Origin of the sequence: Synechococcus sp. M16CYN (assembly GCF_040371545.1) — a bacterium.
GTDB lineage: Bacteria > Cyanobacteriota > Cyanobacteriia > PCC-6307 > Cyanobiaceae > Parasynechococcus.
Genome location: NZ_AP029048.1, coordinates 391,819 through 408,137, shown reverse-complemented (window position 1 = coordinate 408,137; position 16,319 = coordinate 391,819). Strand labels below are relative to the sequence as shown.

Sequence of the window (16,319 nt, the reverse complement as noted above, 5' to 3'; positions counted from 1 at the left end):
GATTAACTTATTCCGAGAACATTCGATGTTGATGAAAATGGAAAGATCACAGCACTAGATGACGGGATTATAATTGTCAATTATCTCTATTTCACGATGGAGGTAGCAGAAGAATCCTTGACCAAATAAGCACTGGGTTCTGCATCTTCTTATTGTCGCTCGAACAGTGAGTGGCCGTGTTTGATTGTAGAAGATGTTGCTGAACCGATGAGTGCATAAAATATTAATTAACTAATATCTAATGAATCCTTATTTGCTTCAGCAACTTCAAAAAGTGGCATCCACAATGCAAGCTGGTTTTACCTAACTAACTGGCGCTTTTCCAACTCGTATTCCTTCACTTAAGATGAAGTTAAACAAGTTTGCTAGGTTTTTGCCCTTCCCGCATTCATCTTTAGGCTCGCCAACCCAATTCGTCAGTTAGCAAATGCGAACAAACACCACAAAGGCGAGCCATCTAAACTATCTGAGTAATTTAGCTCAATCAGGCTGAACAATCTGCTCACCAAATTCTACCAAACGCTGGTGCCAGCTATCAGACGAGAAGGTTACGACGGGGCTAGCGGGACTCGAACCCACGACCTACGGTTTAGGAAACCGTTGCTCTATCCGACTGAGCTACAGCCCCAGGTTTATTAATTATGCTTACCGAGGCATGATGGAGGCTGAAAGCAGGCGAGGTGGTTGCAATCAGATCCTTATGGATTTGATTGAGGAAAGTCCGGGCTCCCTAATGGCCAAGCTTGCTGGGTAACGCCCAGTACGGGTGACCGTGAGGAGAGTGCCACAGAAACATACCGCCGATGGCCGGCTCACCGGCACAGGCAAGGGTGCAAAGGTGCGGTAAAAGCGCACCAGCAGCATCGAGAGGTGCTGGCTCGGTAAACCCCGGCTGGGAGCAAGGTCAAGGAGCGATGGCTGGCCATTTGCCCCGTTCCGCCTAAACGCACCGCTTGAGGCTGCCGGTAACGGCGGTCCCAGATAGATAGCCACCCATCCTCTTTAGAGGTATGAACAGAACCCGGCTTATGTCCTGCTTTCACTCCCCAATTTATTAATTACATTGGACAGTACTCGACAACACAATCTGTTACTGCTAATGCGGGTAATCGGCCTGCATGAGTTCAATTACCCTGAGATCCTGAACCTTGTCGATCAGGCTCTTACTCACATATCTGCTGATCGGAATAAAAACTTTGAGCGGCTAGAATTCATCGGCGATGCCGTGCTACGTTTAGCGGCCACAGAATTCATTGATCGCCACTATCCGAACATTTCTGTGGGAAGTTGTTCCAGCTTGCGCGCCCAGCTCGTTAGTGATCGTTGGCTAGCGCAGATGGGAGACCGCCTCAAACTAGACTCTTTGCTCATCCTCGGAACCAAAGCTTTAGGGGATTCCGCAGCGCGGGCGAGGTTACGCACCGATGCTACTGAAGCACTAATCGGCGCAATTTATGCCGGCAGCAAAAGCAACCTAGAGCCAATTCACCGCTGGCTAACCCCCTACTGGCAACAAACCACAGTTGAAGTATTAGAAGCGCCGCATCACTTCCATGGCAAAACCATTCTTCAAGAGTGGAGTCAAGCTCAGGGATTGGGGTTGCCGAATTACATCACAGATGAACAAAGCTCTCACCATGGGGATCCGGAACGCTTTCATAGCGAAGTAAGGGTGGGAAAGCGGTTACGTGCTGAAGGTCTAGGCCGTTCACGTAAAGAAGCCGAGCAGAATGCAGCCTCAGCAGCTGTGCAAGTCATTCAAGACCGTGACGTTACTGACGCTGCCTCTCCCAAATAGATCTTCATAGCGACAGTAGATGCCGTAGCAACAGCTTCTCTGAGTCCCGTACCTAATCTCAAAATAATTCTCTTCTGGTGGTGTTGAGTGATAAAAGTAAAAGCGTTGAAAAACGTCGCACGGTGTAGTGACAATGATGAAGCCAAGCCTCACACTACCGATACCAGCAATATTGGTTTAGAGCTTTCTACGGTAAGGGCATAGTCGTCGGTAGTTGTCATTGATGAAAGCCTAATAAATGATGTTGGAGAACAGAGATATGAAGAAAAGAGAGCGATCGCATGCTGTCGCGCAAAGTTTAGTCAGGTTAACATCTCAACCTTGATTAATAAAATTTACTAGCCTGAACCTTTGCGATGACATTACAGCATAAACCCATGATAAGAAAAAACGACACTGTGTTGAGAACGATTAAATCGATAAAGCTGAACCTAGGTATTGGCTGGGCTTAATGCCATTACCACGCTTGACACAAAATCAACATTTGAGATGATTAGGAAAAGACTTCGAACCAAATTGATCACGAAATATCTCGATCTGCAAGAGAGCTGAGTTCTGAAAAAAGTTGGGCTCCATCACTTCAAATCTATGGTGCCGAGTGCAATCGTGCCGAAATTACCGTATTGCAAACACTACCGATGGAGCATCCGAGCTCAGACCGCTTGAAGATCCTTCAACCGCAACGTTACCAGCTTATCCCAAGTGCCACCTTCAAACAAAACAGCAGCACGGTCATCGCTGATACGCTGTACAAAGCCATTGTAGCCGTTATAGATCGATGTGGCGTCCCTAACCGTCACGGTAGAACCGGGAAGGATGGGAACGGATTTAGGCGACATGATTCGGTTGCACACGGTCTTGGGATCATTATCAACCAAAGGCATCAACGGGACATGGCCAACATCGAGAAATGGCTCACAGTAGGGAAAATTGTGGGCGTTCAGGGTCTGCGGGGGGAAGTGCGGGTTAATCCAGCCAGCGATTTCCCAGAGCGTTTCACTGTCCCCGGTCCGCGTTGGGTGCGAGTAAAAGGTCAAGCTCTACGGGAGGTGCAGCTGAAAACAGGTCGTCGACTCCCAGGTAAAAACTTGTTTGTGGTGCGCCTTAAGAACATCAACGATCGCATTGCCGCAGAGGGCTTGGTAGACAGTGATTTGATGGTTCCTGCTACCGACCGTCCAAAGTTGGCAGAAGGAGAGTTTCACCTAATGGATTTAGTGGGCCTCGACGTACGTCTCACTGCAGATGGCGATGCCATCGGCACCGTGACTGATCTCATTCATGGCGGCAACGATCTCCTAGAGATCAAATATGCTGATGGCCGTACATTCTTGATACCATTCGTGAAAACTATTGTCCCGGAAGTGTATCTGAAGGAAGGTTGGCTGCTGCTAACGCCACCTCCAGGACTGCTGGATCTTTAGGCAAGCTATAGACGGGCTCCCCTGGAATAGGGGAATCTGGGTTGTACCATTTCCGGGATATCTTGGCTGCCACACCTCTAATTCCTGTAATCCTTTGCGGAGGAACTGGCACACGGTTGTGGCCGCTGTCGCGCGCGAGCTACCCCAAGCAGTACTGGCCTCTTAGCGGTGACGGAGACGCCACTTTGCTACAACAGACTCAACAGCGACTCGAAGGCTTGGAGGGTCTATCGGCTCCTTTGCTGATTTGCAATGAAGATCACCGCTTCATCGTGGCTGAACAGATGCGTCAACTGGGCGTCGAACCGCACGCGATCCTATTGGAGCCTGTGGGACGCAACACAGCTCCTGCGGTAACTGTGGCAGCTCTACAAGCCACCGCCAACGGAAATAATCCCCTGCTCCTAGTACTTGCGGCAGATAATTTTATTCGGGATGCCAAACAATTTCGCACCGCGGTCACTGCCGGACGTTTGGCTGCAGAGAACGGTCGATTAGTGGCCTTCGGCATTATTCCTAAGACACCGGAAACTGGTTATGGCTACATAGAAGCAGCCCGAGCTTTTGATGCTGGTGCGCTGCAAGACGTTCCGATCATTCGTTTTGTGGAGAAACCAGATCGCGCCACTGCCGAACAGTTCTTGACAACAGGGCGTTTCACATGGAATAGCGGCATGTTTCTCTTCCAAGCCGGTGCGATGTTGGCAGAATTAGAGCGCTTGGCACCTGAAATGGTGAGTTACTGCCGGGCAGCACTAGAACCAGATAGGGTCGATATGGGATTTCTGCGCCTAGAAAAGACTGTGTTTGCTAAGTGCCCAAACGTGGCTATTGATGTAGCTGTCATGGAAAAGACAGAACTGGGCTCGGTATTACCCCTCGATGCAGGGTGGAGCGATGTAGGTAGTTGGAGCGCCCTTTGGGAAACATCTGATCGCGACCCCGACGGTAATGTGTTGCAAGGACGCGTGATTGCTCAAGGCAGCAGCAACTGCTATCTCCGCAGCGAACACCGTCTCATAGTTGGGTTAGGGGTGGAGAACCTAGTGGTGGTAGAGACAGACGACGCGGTACTGATAGCTGATCGCTCCCAGACTCAGGCGATCAAGTCAGTGGTGAACCGACTGGAAGCTGACGGCAGCTCGGAAGGCAAAGCGCATCGCAAGGTTTATCGACCTTGGGGCTATTACACCGGTATCACCGAAGGTAACCGCTGGCAAGTAAAGCGCATTTCTGTTAAATCAGGGGCAAGTTTATCATTGCAAATGCACCACCATCGTGCTGAGCATTGGGTGGTAGTGAAGGGAACAGCGTTGGTGGAGCGGGATGGCAACGAGCAACTAGTAGGTGAGAACCAAAGCACCTACATTCCGATGGGCTGCAAACATCGGCTATCTAATCCGGGACGTATCCCGGTGGAATTGATCGAGATACAGAGCGGCGAATACCTTGGCGAGGACGATATCCTACGCTTTGAAGATCACTATTGCCGGGATGATCCCAAAAAGTAAAATCCACCACTCACTTTAGTTTATCTCATTCTACTGTAACGCTCTTGGCCAAGTTACGGGGTTGGTCTACGTCCAATCCTCGATGTGCAGCGATGTGGTAACTCAACAACTGCATTGGGATTACGGTGAACAAGGGGCTGATCCATTCACTCATCTCGGGCACTGGCAAAAGCTCATCGAACAAAGCAGTATCAGGTCCCTCGGGGGCCACACCAATCAATTGAGCATCGCGGGCTTTAGCCTCTTGTGCATTGCTAAGAACCTTCTCAAAAACCATACCTGGCACGGCAATTGATACCACAGGGACATGTGCATCAAGCAAGGCAATCGGGCCATGCTTCATTTCTCCGGCAGGATAGCCCTCGGCGTGAATGTAACTAATTTCCTTAAGTTTGAGTGCACCCTCTAACGCAATCGGGTAGTTGATACCACGACCCAGAAAGATCACATCTTGGATGGCTGCAAAGCGATGTGCTAAACCTGCACAACGTTGATCGTGCAAGTTTACTAAAGCTCGAAGTTGTTCCGGTAGCTTTCGCAATTCGTCGGCCAAAGCACTTATTTCATCAGCTGAACGGCTAGATCGTTTGGCCGCAAAGGCCATGGCAAGACCGTAAAACGTTAATAATTGACCAAGAAACGTTTTAGTTGCTGCTACGCCAATCTCTATACCGGCACCGATATCAAGGATGTGTGGCATCTGTCGAGAGAGAGAACTCTCCGGTCGATTGGTCACCCCCAACTGGCGGGGCGCATAGGCTGGGTCACCATGTGCTCGCCGACGCTTGGCTTCCATCGTCAGAGCAGCTAAGGTATCCGCGGTTTCACCTGACTGCGTCACACCGATGGTGAGTGTGTTCGGCGCCAATGGTGGCGGGGCGTAGCGGAATTCGCTGGCATAGTAAACCGTAGTGGGAAGTCCTGCGAATTGCTCAAGTAGGTAGGCCCCCACCAGAGCAGCGTGGCGGCTGGTGCCGCAAGCTAGGATCTCGACCCGCTCAATGTCTCTGTAAAAGGAAGTTTCGAGAGGTAGTGCCACAGGCATCTGCGCTGTTAGCCCCTGAGGGAGATGACGAGTCACCCAAAGTTCAGCTATTTCTGGCTGTTCATGGATTTCCTTCAGCATGAAATGGCGAAACCCACGCTTGTCAGCCACGTGGTCCGCACCCGTCAGCAGAGTCGGCATCCGTTGCTGGCGTTCCCCCTGGGTGTTGTAGAGTTCAACCCCTAAGGGTGATAGCAAGGCCACCTCACCATCCTCCATCGGAAGTATCGTGCGGGTGAAACTGGCTAAGGCCGGCGTATCGCTGGCACAAAGAAACTCTCCCTCCCCTAACCCAATCAGCAGTGGTGCTATTTTACGGGCTACCACGAGAGCGCCGGGGGCTTGCTTCCATATTACAGCCAAGGCATAAGCCCCCTGCAGCTGTGGTAACACCGTCTGTACAACCTGCAGCAATAGCGTGCCGCTTGCTGTTTCACCAGAAGCAAGCCATCGGCTTAGCTCTGCGCTAATCAAATGGGGGATGACTTCGGTATCAGTTTCTGACAAAAACACTGCCCCATTAGCTTGCAGTGTTTCGCGTAGGTTGCGGTAGTTTTCAATGATGCCGTTTTGTACCACTGCCACAGCCCCGTCCACGCTGCAATGAGGATGGGCGTTGCGCTCTTCTGGTTTGCCATGAGTAGCCCAGCGAGTATGGCCGATACCGCACCGGCCTGGAGCTCCCTGTTCGTCGACCCGAGCGGTGAGATTGATTAACTTGCCCTCGGTTTTTAGACAGGTAATACGCCCGCTTGCATCTACCGTCGCAATGCCTGCTGAATCATAACCACGATATTCCAGCTGACGCAACCCGTCGAGCAACTGAAACGCCGCCTCACGAGAGCCAACTAGGGCAACGATTCCGCACATAAGCTCAGCCCGGACAAAGCCGGGCTGAGCTTATAAGTTAAAACACGTCACTCAACTGGGTCCTAGTAAGCAAGGCCCATCGATCGACTGGTTTCATCCCCCAGATAAACGCGAATGCTGAGGAAGTCGGTGGGACAAGCAGTTTCACATCGCTTACATCCCACACAATCCTCTGTACGGGGAGAGGAGGCAATTTGACCAGCTTTACAACCGTCCCAAGGCACCATTTCAAGAACATCAAGGGGACAAGCTCGAACACACTGGGTACAACCGATACAGGTGTCGTAGATCTTGACAGCGTGGGACATGTACCCTTTGCGAACAAAGACTCCAAACTGGAAGGTACATGCGCAGTAGGGCCTTGATGGGTCAGCCGTCACCGTTGTTAACGCGAAGGCAGCGCAGCTAAAGCGTTACAGGCCTTGCCCGTAAGATGCGGAGGCCCGTTGCCACTGCTATGTCCCAGGAAGCGATCCTCGAGAAAGTCCGTTCTATCGTCGCGGAACAACTCAGCGTCGACGCTGGCGAGGTAAAGTCGGAATCCAATTTTCAAAACGACTTGGGTGCTGACTCCCTTGATACTGTGGAATTAGTGATGGCTCTGGAAGAAGCCTTTGACGTCGAGATCCCTGACGAATCTGCAGAGGGAATCCTTACCGTCGGCGACGCGGTTAAGTACATCAAAGACAAACAGGCTTGAGGATCGGCATGGTGGGAGATTTCCATCGCGTCGTTATCACTGGTCTCGGCGCAGTTACACCGATAGGCAACACAGTTCAGGATTACTGGAGTGGTCTGACCTCCGGACGCAACGGCGTCGATGGGATTACTCTATTCGATGCCTCGAACTATGCCTGCCGATTTGCGGCTGAAGTGAAAGATTTTGACCCTGTAGGTTTCATTGAGCCCAAAGAAGCCAAGCGTTGGGATCGCTTCTGTAAGTTCGGTGTGGTAGCCGCCAAACAGGCTATCGCTCACGCCGGTTTAGAAATCACGGATGCCAATACTGACCGAATCGGTATGAGCATTGGCTCCGGAGTGGGCGGTATGCTTACGATGGAAACCCAGACCAATGTGCTGTACAGCAAAGGTCCAGATCGGGTAAGCCCGTTCACGGTGCCGATGATGATACCAAACATGGCTTCTGGCCTAGCTGCGATTGCCCTAGGTACTAAAGGGCCTAGCTCCGCAGTTGCTACAGCTTGCGCGGCCGGCTCCAATGCCATCGGTGATGCCTTCCGTTTGTTGCAGCTAGGCAAAGCGGACGCGATGGTTTGCGGTGGTGCCGAATCTGCCATTACACCGTTAGGGGTTGCCGGTTTCGCCAGCGCAAAGGCACTGTCTTTCCGTAACGATGACCCCACTACAGCCAGTCGTCCCTTCGATAAAGAGCGCGACGGCTTCGTAATTGGTGAAGGAGCTGGCATATTAGTGCTAGAAACCCTTGAACATGCCGAAGCTCGTGACGCCACCGTTCTGGGCGAGGTCGTTGGCTACGGGATGACTTGCGATGCACACCACATCACCTCTCCCACTCCGGGTGGTGTGGGCGGTGCGCAGGCGATGCGACTAGCCCTAGAGGACGGCGCCATCGAAGCGGATACAGTGGATTACGTAAACGCCCACGGCACCAGCACCCCCGCTAACGACAAAAATGAAACCGCGGCGATCAAGAGTGCTCTTGGGTCTCGTGCGCTGCAGATCCCAGTGAGCTCTACCAAATCGATGACCGGCCATCTTTTAGGTGGGTCTGGTGGCATCGAAGCTGTGGCCTGCGTATTAGCTCTGAAGCACGGTGTCGTCCCACCAACTATTAATCACACCAGTCCCGATCCTAATTGTGATCTGGATATAGTGCCTAACGCGGCACGAGACCAGGCACTGGCGACAGTGTTGTCTAACTCTTTTGGCTTCGGTGGACACAACGTTTGCCTCGCCTTTCGACGCTTTGGTTGAGTGGGTCTTCTCGATCCATGCGTCAAAACCCTCTCATTCTTAACCCCTTAACTACATGGTTGCTGCGCCCGCATCTCTTGACACGCTCTGCATCAACAGCATTCGTATGCTGGCCGTAGATGCCGTGAACAAGTCCAACAGCGGCCACCCAGGTCTGCCGATGGGCTGTGCCCCGATGGGATACGCGTTGTGGGATAAAGTGATGAATCACAATCCGAAGAATCCCCAGTGGTTTAACCGAGATCGCTTCGTACTATCAGCTGGCCATGGTTGTATGCTGCTATACGCACTACTCCACCTCACCGGCTACGAATCGGTGACCATGGACGACATCAAGCGGTTCCGGCAGTGGGGCTCGAAAACTCCAGGTCATCCCGAAACATTTGAAACTCCTGGTGTAGAGGTGACTACTGGCCCCCTTGGTGCTGGTATTTCTAATGCTGTTGGCTTGGCCGTAGCCGAGTCTCATCTGGCTGCCAAGTTCAACAAGCCTGGATTTGAACTCATCAATCACTACACATACGTATTGATGGGCGATGGCTGTAACCAGGAGGGAGTCTCTTCCGAGGCCGCGTCCTTAGCAGGCCACCTCAAGCTGGGTAAGTTAATAGTGCTGTATGACGACAACAGAATCACAATTGACGGCAGGACCGACGTGTCATTCACTGAGGACGTGCTTAAACGCTACGAGGCCTATGGTTGGCATGTGCAGCATGTGGTCGACGGTGACACTGATGTTGCCGCAATCACCAAGGCAATCAAGGCCGCCAAGGCCGTCTCCGATAAGCCGTCGATAATCAAGGTGACTACTACTATCGGTTATGGCTCACCAAATAAAAGCGATACTGCCGGTATACACGGCGCACCTCTGGGGGCAGAAGAAGCCCAACTCACTCGCAAGCAGCTAAACTGGCACTATGGCCCCTTCGAGATTCCCGACGAAGCCTACGACCATTTCCGTCAAGCAGTTGATCGTGGAACAAAACTCGAAGCTGAGTGGAACCAAAGCCTTGCCAACTATCGAAGTAAATTCCCCAGTGAGGCTGTTCTGTTCGAGCGAATGTTAAGGGGTGAACTCCCCGAAGGCTGGGACAAGGATCTACCTACCTACACAGCGGAAGAAAGTGGTCTCGCCACGCGCAAACACTCGCAAATTTGTCTGGGTGCCCTGGGTCCAAACTTGCCGGAACTAATCGGTGGCTCCGCTGATCTCACTCATTCCAACTACACTGACATTAAGGGAGAGATTGGTTCGTTTCAGGCAGATAGCCGTGAAAAGCGTTACCTCCATTTCGGCGTACGTGAGCACGCCATGGCCGCGATCATGAATGGTATTGCCTATCACAATAGCGGTTTAATACCTTACGGCGGCACCTTTTTGGTATTCGCTGATTATATGCGCGGCTCAATGCGTCTTTCAGCCCTCAGCATGTTGGGAGTCATTTATGTGCTAACTCATGATTCGATCGGGGTAGGCGAGGATGGACCAACTCACCAGCCAGTAGAAACGATCCCTTCTTTGCGTGCGATGCCCGGAATGCTGGTATTCCGTCCTGGTGATGGTAATGAAACCAGCGGCGCTTACAAAATGGCTATTCAAAACCGCAACCGTCCTAGCTCCATCTGCCTCAGTCGCCAGGGAATGGCAAATCAGGCCAACTCCTCAATCGATAAAGTCGCTCTTGGTGGATACATCCTAGAAGACTGCACCGGCACACCGGATCTGATTTTAATTGGCACTGGTACAGAATTGGACCTTTGCACACAAGCTGCTAAACAGCTTGCTGCTGACGGTAAGAAAGTACGGGTCGTATCCATGCCTTGTGTAGAGCTTTTCGACGAACAAAGCGAGGCCTATAAGACAGAGGTATTTCCCAAAGCTGTACGTAAGCGCATTGTGGTGGAAGCAGCTGAATCATTCGGCTGGCATCGCTTCATCGGTCTTGACGGTGACAGTGTGACCATGAGCCGTTTTGGCGCTTCTGCGCCCGGCGGAACCTGCTTGAAAGAATTTGGTTTCACTGTAGAAAATGTAGTAGCCAAATCCAAGGCTCTGTTAGAGCAATAAGTTAGTAGACAGTAAAGTAAGAATGTAGCCCTTATTAGCAACAAATTTAGGGTTCTAGCTCATTAGGCGAGAAATAATTTTTTATACAGTTTTTATATCTAAAAACTAGACTAGACTTTCGGGTCATGCATTCTTGGTAGCTAAAAGTGCATGGCCCAAGAGCCTACCTAATTAAATAAATCTAATTTTTTAATTAATATCTGATGAACTCTTGACTAGGACAAATTGTCTAGTTAACCAATTCGCTTTTAACCTGTAAAACTTTTTCAATATCTTCAAGATCTTCATTAGTGATCTTAATCTGCATTGGACAGTGTTTAGGCCCACACATTGAACAAAATTCTGCTTGTTTGTAGATATCCGCAGGCAACGTTTCATCATGATATTCCTTAGCTCTTTCTGGATCTAAAGACAATTCAAATTGCCTATTCCAATCAAAATTGTAACGGGCCTGACTGAGCTTATCGTCACGATCGCGAGCGCCGGGGCGATGTCGAGCGATATCGGCAGCGTGGGCTGCAATTTTATACGCAATGAGTCCCTCACGCACATCTTCTGCGTTTGGAAGACCCAGGTGTTCTTTGGGGGTAACATAACAAAGCATTGCTGTGCCGTGCCAACCTGCTATCGCAGCGCCAATGGCCGATGTGATGTGGTCATAGCCAGGTGCGATGTCGGTAACTAGGGGGCCCAGCACATAAAAAGGTGCCTCATTGCATTCCTCCATCTGTTTTTTAACATTGAATTCAATTTGATCCAAGGGAACATGACCAGGACCTTCAACCATTACCTGAACATCGTGCTTCCAAGCTTGGCGCGTTAGCTTGCCAAGCGTTTTGAGCTCAGCTAGTTGAGCAGCATCAGAAGCGTCGTGCTGACACCCGGGCCTCAAGGAATCACCAAGAGAAAATGTGCAGTTGTAGCGCTTAAAGATCTCACAGATATCCTGAAATCGAGTGAAAAGTGGATTCTGGCGATGATGATACAGCATCCACTGAGCCAGGATACCACCACCGCGACTCACAATTCCAGTGAGACGGCCTTTTACTTTGGGAAGATGTTCGATTAATAAGCCAGCATGAATGGTTTGATAATCAACACCTTGCTGGCAATGTTTTTCGATAATGTGTAGGAAATCATCTTCATCTAGCCTTTCAATGGAGCCATGCACACTTTCTAGAGCCTGATAAACGGGTACCGTTCCGATTGGTACCGACGAGGCATTAATAATTGCCGTGCGCACTTCATCAAGATTGACACCACCGGTAGACAAATCCATCACTGTGTCGGCACCATACTTAACCGCTAGCTTTAATTTATTGACCTCCTCTGCAACATCTGAAGCATTAGGAGAAGCGCCGATGTTGGCATTCACTTTGCATTTACTAGCAATACCGATTGCCATCGGCTTCAGATTAGTATGCTTGATATTGGCCGGGATGATCATCCGACCACGAGCCACCTCTTCCATTACTAGAGACTGAGGAAGATTCTCTCGCTTAGACACATAGATCATCTCCTCGGTCACAACACCCTTTCGGGCGTAGTACATCTGGGAAACATTTGCCTGGCCTTGACGAGTCGAAACCAACTGAGTACGCATGTTTTTAGCAGCAGCGAAATTGCCAGGAGATAACTTTTTGGCTGCAGATCACATCCTTCACTTCCCTGCGCTGGCGTAATCCAAAGTCAGGTTCAGAGGGTGTTATCTCAGCCATAATTGCCTGAAGCGACAATGAGGCACCCCTAGTGATGGCTAGAAGCTAGCAAGAGTCGTTGACAGAGACTATTTAGGTAGTCTGAAGACCGTTCAATGCCGCAGCTACCACGCGATGATCAGTATCCTGTTGCAAGGGATGCAATAAGCTACGAGCCTGTGCAGCAACTGGCTGGTCTGCACCATCTCGAATGACCCGGCCGAGGATTTCTGCCCCGCTCACCCGCACTGTACCATCTTTGTCGTTCACTGCTAACTGAGCTAACTCTAGAAGCCAGGTAAGGTTTATATCCGGCTGTTCGGCCAAGGCTGAAAGAATGCTGCACCGCACCAACCAGGTTTGATCCTCCACAAAAGTAGCTTTCAGTAAGGGCCAAGAGCGCTCCACCCCATAACTCGCAAGAGCATTTGCCGCTTCCGCCCGCACATTCGGATCCCCGTCACTACTGAGAAGATGACTTAAAACTTTCCAACCCTGTTCCGTGCGTTTGTAACCCAAGCCGCTGCAGCTTAACGAGCGCACTAGGAAAAGAGTCTGCTTAGTACCCAGTACTAGTAATGGTACTGCTGCCTCATCTCCATAAAAACGCAACTGGGTAAGAGCTGACATTGCCCTTACTGGATCGCCACTTACAATTGCTTCCCTTAGTGAATCAAGATCGGGTTGATTTGGGGTGGACTTACTCATGACTTACCGTCCTCGAGATGCAATCGCTTTAAATCTATGAATAGCTTGGAGCGCCGACAGCTTACGCTTGAAGGCATAAACGAATAATCGGATTAGGCCCAACAAATATTGACCGTAAAGCTTATATTTGTTGTTGCCTCGACGTTTGTGTACAACTACTAAAGCAAGGGCGATTCTAAAAAAATCTAAACCAAAGATATGCTTTGGTCTCATAGAAGAACCCCATACTCTTCAATCCAAGCTAGAAGTGTGGCCGTTAGCACTTCAATACCAACCCCTAGAGCGGCATCATCCAAAGAAAAGGCCCCGTGGTGTAAAGGAGCACAGCCCCCCGGGCCTGCTACTCCAAGGCGCACCATCATTCCCGGTACATCGCGAAGCAATTCTGCAAAGTCCTCGGCACCCAAAGAGGGCTGCTCTACTGCGAGGACCCGATCGGGACCAAGACGATTGATTGCGGATTGTTCTAAAATGTCCGTGAGGATTCGGTCGTTATGTACAGGCGGTGCTATGCGACGGTACTGTACTCTGGCTGTTCCTCCGCAACAAGCGCAGATGGCCTGCACTGTGTCTTCAATCCAGCCGGGCAACTGAGCATACTGATCTGGATCCAGACATCGGATCGTACCGAGCAAACGCACCTGATCAGCAATAACGTTAAAGGCTCGGCCTCCTTCCACCCTGCCGAAGCTTACTACTACAGGTTGTAAGGCATTTAAGCGACGGCTGATCGCCTGTTGCAACTCGGTCACCACCTTGGCTGCCATCCACACCGCATCCACTGATTGATGGGGACGGGCCCCATGGCCGCCTTCCCCACGTACTAGAATCTCTAGCTCTCCGGCAGCAGCCGTCAAACACCCGCGGCGAATTCCTATAGTTCCTACCGGAAGATCTGGTACGACGTGTACTCCATATAGTGCGTCCAAGCCCTGAGTAGCTCCAGCATCGCGCATCCAGATCGCTCCTTTAGCTAGCTCCTCTGCAGGTTGGAAGAGCAGACGCACCCGTGCTCTCATTGTTGTGGGCACCGACGTCAGTAGGCGTGCAACCCCCAATCCCGTACAAGTATGCAAATCATGACCACAAGCGTGCATCACCCCTTGGCGTTTAGAGGCATAAGGCAGGCCTGTGCGTTCTTCAACAGGGAGAGCATCCATATCCACCCTCAAACCCACGGTAGGTCCTTGTCTGAGACCTAATTCTGCTACCACTCCAGTGCGACCGACGCCCTCTTGCACACGCCAGCCCAGGCGTCGTAACTCGCCGGCAACCAAAATCGCCGTCTGATACTCTTCTCCGCTCAGTTCTGGGTGCGCATGTAGATGTCGACGCAACTCCAGTAGCTCTGGCAAATCTTGAGCCAACCGATCCAAAGGAACAGTTAATCCCTTCATCTCAAGATTTCTTCAAGGCCAGAAATGCCATCAAGTCCTGAGTGGGGCGTGGCGGCCATCGCCGCACATCTACGAGCCAATCCGTTTGTCGATATCGTTGATCCAGTCCGGCAGCCGCAGCCCAATGGCTTTCTGCCTCCCCAGCGGAACCCTGGCGCCAGAGCAGACCGCTCAGGGCCGCCCGGGCGTCAGCAAACAGCGGATAGCGCCGAACCAATTTGCGCAATTCTGACTCCGCCCAGGCCAAATCGCCCTCTTGCCAAGCTGCCAAGGCCTCACTTGAACGGGCCATCGCAAAACCTGGGCGAGCGAGTGAGGCCTGACCATAAAGGCGTCTGGCTTCGTTCCAATAGCCTTCAGAACCCCGCACATTGCCAAGGTTATAGAGGGCAGAGGCATTATCAGGCTGCCGATCTAGGATCCAAAGATAGTCGGCAGCGGCAGCCTGCCAATTCTGTAAAGCCTCTTCCGCGGTGCCGCGATTGAGGTGTGGGTCACTCTCCTCCGGAGCTAGAGCAATTGAGCGAGTTTGATCTTCAATTGCACCATCAAAATCCCCAAGGGCCAGCCGCACATTGCCGCGGTTGCTCAAAGCCGCTGCGTCCTGCGGAGATTGTGCCAGGATAGACTCCCAGAGAGGGAGGGCCTTCGTAAAATTACCGCCTCGACTCGCAATCAACGCTTGTTCATAGAGCTCCTGCAAGTCCAGGGCTAAGGCATGCCAGGGCCAAGTCAAGCTGATCGCCAGAATCATTATTACCGTCAGGCAACGCATCACACAACCTCTGCGATATGAGAGCGGGCAGCGTCCGTCGCCACACGCCCCCGAGGTGTTCTAACCAGCAACCCTTGCTGCAGCAAAAACGGTTCCACCACTGTTTCTAATGTGGCAGGGTCTTCACCCAAGGCAGCTGCCAATGTCTCTAGACCCACTGGACCCCCTCCATGCTGATCTACCAACACCGAGAGCAAACGACGGTCGACAGCATCGAGACCACGATGATCAACACGATGTAGGCTAAGAGCCTTTGTCACCATAGTAGCATCGATTGTTATGCCGCTGCCTTGCTGGACGCTGGCCACGTCGCGGACACGTCGCAGCAGGCGGTTGGCGACCCGTGGTGTCCCCCGGCATGAAGCCGCAATTCGCGCACAGGCGTCCGCCGTGAGATTCATAGATGCCAACTGAGCAGTGTGGGCCACAATCGCTTCAAGGTCGTCCTGATCATAAAATTCCAAACGCTGAACTAAACCAAAGCGATCACGAAAGGGGGCGCTCAAAGATCCCGCTCTGGTTGTGGCTCCTACAAGAGTGAATGGCAGTAAATCAAGCGTGCGGGCACGAGCTGTACTACCTCTTCCAACGGTAAAATGCAGACGGCTATCTTCCATCGCCGGGTAAAGAATTTCTTCCGTAACGCGTGAAAGACGGTGGATTTCATCAATGAATAGCAGATCACGCGGTTGAAGATTCACCAACAAACCCACGATGTCGCGCGGTCGTTCAAGAGCGGGGGCACTAGCGATTTTACAGTTCACCCCAAGTTCCTCAGCTAGCACAAGCGCCATCGTGGTTTTACCTAGCCCTGGCGGGCCATGGAGCAGTACGTGATCTAAGGCATCACCCCGACCGAGGGCCGCTTCTACGGCAATCCCCAATACCTGTTTCAACTCACCTTGGCCTATGTACTCGGCTAAACATTTCGGCCTTGGGTTACCGGTTGGTTGAGCGACCTGTTCGTTTGAAGCCGGCTGCGAGTCCACCAAGGCCGTTTCGCGAAGAGGAAACTTGCGATCGGAGTTGGAAGAAACAATCGCCATAGGATAAGGCTACCTACGCTTAGA

Annotated in this window: 14 protein-coding genes, 1 tRNA gene, 1 other RNA gene and 1 riboswitch; of the genes, 7 read left to right on the top strand and 9 right to left on the bottom strand. The window is 51.5% G+C overall.

Going from position 1 to position 16,319, the window contains the following annotated elements:
• Positions 1-554 precede the first annotated feature (554 nt).
• Positions 555-628: transfer RNA gene (locus ABWV55_RS01900), tRNA-Arg, on the bottom strand.
• A 39-nt stretch (positions 629-667) separates the two neighbouring features.
• On the opposite strand from ABWV55_RS01900, the gene rnpB reads away from it, so the two are divergent.
• Positions 668-1,045, top strand: an RNA gene (gene rnpB / locus ABWV55_RS01895) — RNase P RNA component class A.
• An 18-nt stretch (positions 1,046-1,063) separates the two neighbouring features.
• Complete coding sequence (gene rnc / locus ABWV55_RS01890; RefSeq protein ID WP_353292057.1) at positions 1,064-1,798, top strand: ribonuclease III; 735 nt, start codon at positions 1,064-1,066, stop codon at positions 1,796-1,798.
• 653 nt (positions 1,799-2,451) lie between these two features.
• Here rnc and ABWV55_RS01885 read toward each other — a convergent pair.
• Entirely contained in the window at positions 2,452-2,637 is a 186-nt protein-coding gene (locus tag ABWV55_RS01885; RefSeq protein WP_353292499.1) for an NAD(P)H dehydrogenase subunit NdhS, read from the bottom strand.
• Between the two features lie 54 nt (positions 2,638-2,691).
• Between ABWV55_RS01885 and rimM the strand changes: the two genes are divergently transcribed.
• Together rimM and ABWV55_RS01875 are read left to right on the top strand one after the other, a co-directional pair.
• Positions 2,692-3,222 carry a ribosome maturation factor RimM gene (rimM, locus tag ABWV55_RS01880; protein ID WP_353292056.1) on the top strand — a complete coding sequence of 177 codons (531 nt, stop codon included), beginning with the start codon at positions 2,692-2,694 and terminating at the stop codon, positions 3,220-3,222.
• A gap of 62 nt (positions 3,223-3,284) precedes the next feature.
• Positions 3,285-4,733, top strand: coding sequence for a mannose-1-phosphate guanylyltransferase/mannose-6-phosphate isomerase (locus ABWV55_RS01875; protein WP_353292498.1), 1,449 nt, complete (start codon positions 3,285-3,287; stop codon positions 4,731-4,733).
• A gap of 25 nt (positions 4,734-4,758) precedes the next feature.
• Here the strand turns inward: ABWV55_RS01875 and glmS are convergent, their stop codons facing one another.
• On the bottom strand, positions 4,759-6,648 hold the full coding sequence (glmS, locus tag ABWV55_RS01870; RefSeq protein WP_353292055.1) for a glutamine--fructose-6-phosphate transaminase (isomerizing): 1,890 nt from the start codon (positions 6,646-6,648) through the stop codon (positions 4,759-4,761).
• A gap of 62 nt (positions 6,649-6,710) precedes the next feature.
• Positions 6,711-6,956, bottom strand: a complete 246-nt coding sequence (gene psaC / locus ABWV55_RS01865) for a photosystem I iron-sulfur center protein PsaC (protein ID WP_007099573.1) — start codon at positions 6,954-6,956, stop codon at positions 6,711-6,713.
• 149 nt (positions 6,957-7,105) lie between these two features.
• On the opposite strand from psaC, the gene acpP reads away from it, so the two are divergent.
• From acpP to tkt, 3 genes are read left to right on the top strand one after another with little or no spacing between them, the layout of a single operon-like run.
• A complete protein-coding gene (gene acpP / locus ABWV55_RS01860; protein ID WP_353292497.1) occupies positions 7,106-7,348 on the top strand; it encodes an acyl carrier protein in 243 nt (80 codons plus the stop codon).
• Positions 7,349-7,356: 8 nt separating this feature from the next.
• Positions 7,357-8,604 (top strand): beta-ketoacyl-ACP synthase II, encoded by a 1,248-nt coding sequence (gene fabF, locus ABWV55_RS01855; RefSeq protein ID WP_353292054.1) that lies wholly within the window; start codon positions 7,357-7,359, stop codon positions 8,602-8,604.
• A gap of 55 nt (positions 8,605-8,659) precedes the next feature.
• Positions 8,660-10,672, top strand: coding sequence for a transketolase (gene tkt, locus ABWV55_RS01850; protein ID WP_353292053.1), 2,013 nt, complete (start codon positions 8,660-8,662; stop codon positions 10,670-10,672).
• A 229-nt stretch (positions 10,673-10,901) separates the two neighbouring features.
• Here the strand turns inward: tkt and thiC are convergent, their stop codons facing one another.
• The 5 genes from thiC to ruvB form a co-directional block, all read right to left on the bottom strand.
• Complete coding sequence (thiC, locus tag ABWV55_RS01845) at positions 10,902-12,275, bottom strand: phosphomethylpyrimidine synthase ThiC (RefSeq protein WP_353292052.1); 1,374 nt, start codon at positions 12,273-12,275, stop codon at positions 10,902-10,904.
• A gap of 45 nt (positions 12,276-12,320) precedes the next feature.
• Positions 12,321-12,430, bottom strand: a riboswitch (TPP riboswitch).
• 32 nt (positions 12,431-12,462) lie between these two features.
• Entirely contained in the window at positions 12,463-13,077 is a 615-nt protein-coding gene (locus tag ABWV55_RS01840; protein WP_353292051.1) for a HEAT repeat domain-containing protein, read from the bottom strand.
• 209 nt (positions 13,078-13,286) lie between these two features.
• On the bottom strand, positions 13,287-14,474 hold the full coding sequence (locus ABWV55_RS01835) for an amidohydrolase (RefSeq protein WP_353292050.1): 1,188 nt from the start codon (positions 14,472-14,474) through the stop codon (positions 13,287-13,289).
• A 1-nt stretch (position 14,475) separates the two neighbouring features.
• The gene (locus ABWV55_RS01830; protein ID WP_353292804.1) at positions 14,476-15,228 is read right to left on the bottom strand and encodes a tetratricopeptide repeat protein; all 753 of its coding nucleotides are present in this window, start codon (positions 15,226-15,228) and stop codon (positions 14,476-14,478) included.
• Between the two features lie 20 nt (positions 15,229-15,248).
• Positions 15,249-16,295 (bottom strand): Holliday junction branch migration DNA helicase RuvB, encoded by a 1,047-nt coding sequence (gene ruvB, locus ABWV55_RS01825; protein ID WP_353292049.1) that lies wholly within the window; start codon positions 16,293-16,295, stop codon positions 15,249-15,251.
• Between the last annotated feature and the right edge of the window lie 24 nt (positions 16,296-16,319).

Bases quoted from the DNA above. Each gene is read 5' to 3' on its own strand.
- ABWV55_RS01840 (WP_353292051.1), bottom strand. From the start codon at position 13,077: ATGAGTAAGTCCACCCCAAATCAACCCGATCTTGATTCACTAAGGGAA.
- ruvB (WP_353292049.1), bottom strand. From the start codon at position 16,295: ATGGCGATTGTTTCTTCCAACTCCGATCGCAAGTTTCCTCTTCGCGAA.
- ABWV55_RS01830 (WP_353292804.1), bottom strand. From the start codon at position 15,228: ATGATTCTGGCGATCAGCTTGACTTGGCCCTGGCATGCCTTAGCCCTG.
- rimM (WP_353292056.1), top strand. From the start codon at position 2,692: ATGGCCAACATCGAGAAATGGCTCACAGTAGGGAAAATTGTGGGCGTT.
- thiC (WP_353292052.1), bottom strand. From the start codon at position 12,275: ATGCGTACTCAGTTGGTTTCGACTCGTCAAGGCCAGGCAAATGTTTCC.
- glmS (WP_353292055.1), bottom strand. From the start codon at position 6,648: ATGTGCGGAATCGTTGCCCTAGTTGGCTCTCGTGAGGCGGCGTTTCAG.
- acpP (WP_353292497.1), top strand. From the start codon at position 7,106: ATGTCCCAGGAAGCGATCCTCGAGAAAGTCCGTTCTATCGTCGCGGAA.
- psaC (WP_007099573.1), bottom strand. From the start codon at position 6,956: ATGTCCCACGCTGTCAAGATCTACGACACCTGTATCGGTTGTACCCAG.
- ABWV55_RS01885 (WP_353292499.1), bottom strand. From the start codon at position 2,637: ATGTCGCCTAAATCCGTTCCCATCCTTCCCGGTTCTACCGTGACGGTT.
- tkt (WP_353292053.1), top strand. From the start codon at position 8,660: ATGGTTGCTGCGCCCGCATCTCTTGACACGCTCTGCATCAACAGCATT.
- fabF (WP_353292054.1), top strand. From the start codon at position 7,357: ATGGTGGGAGATTTCCATCGCGTCGTTATCACTGGTCTCGGCGCAGTT.
- ABWV55_RS01835 (WP_353292050.1), bottom strand. From the start codon at position 14,474: ATGAAGGGATTAACTGTTCCTTTGGATCGGTTGGCTCAAGATTTGCCA.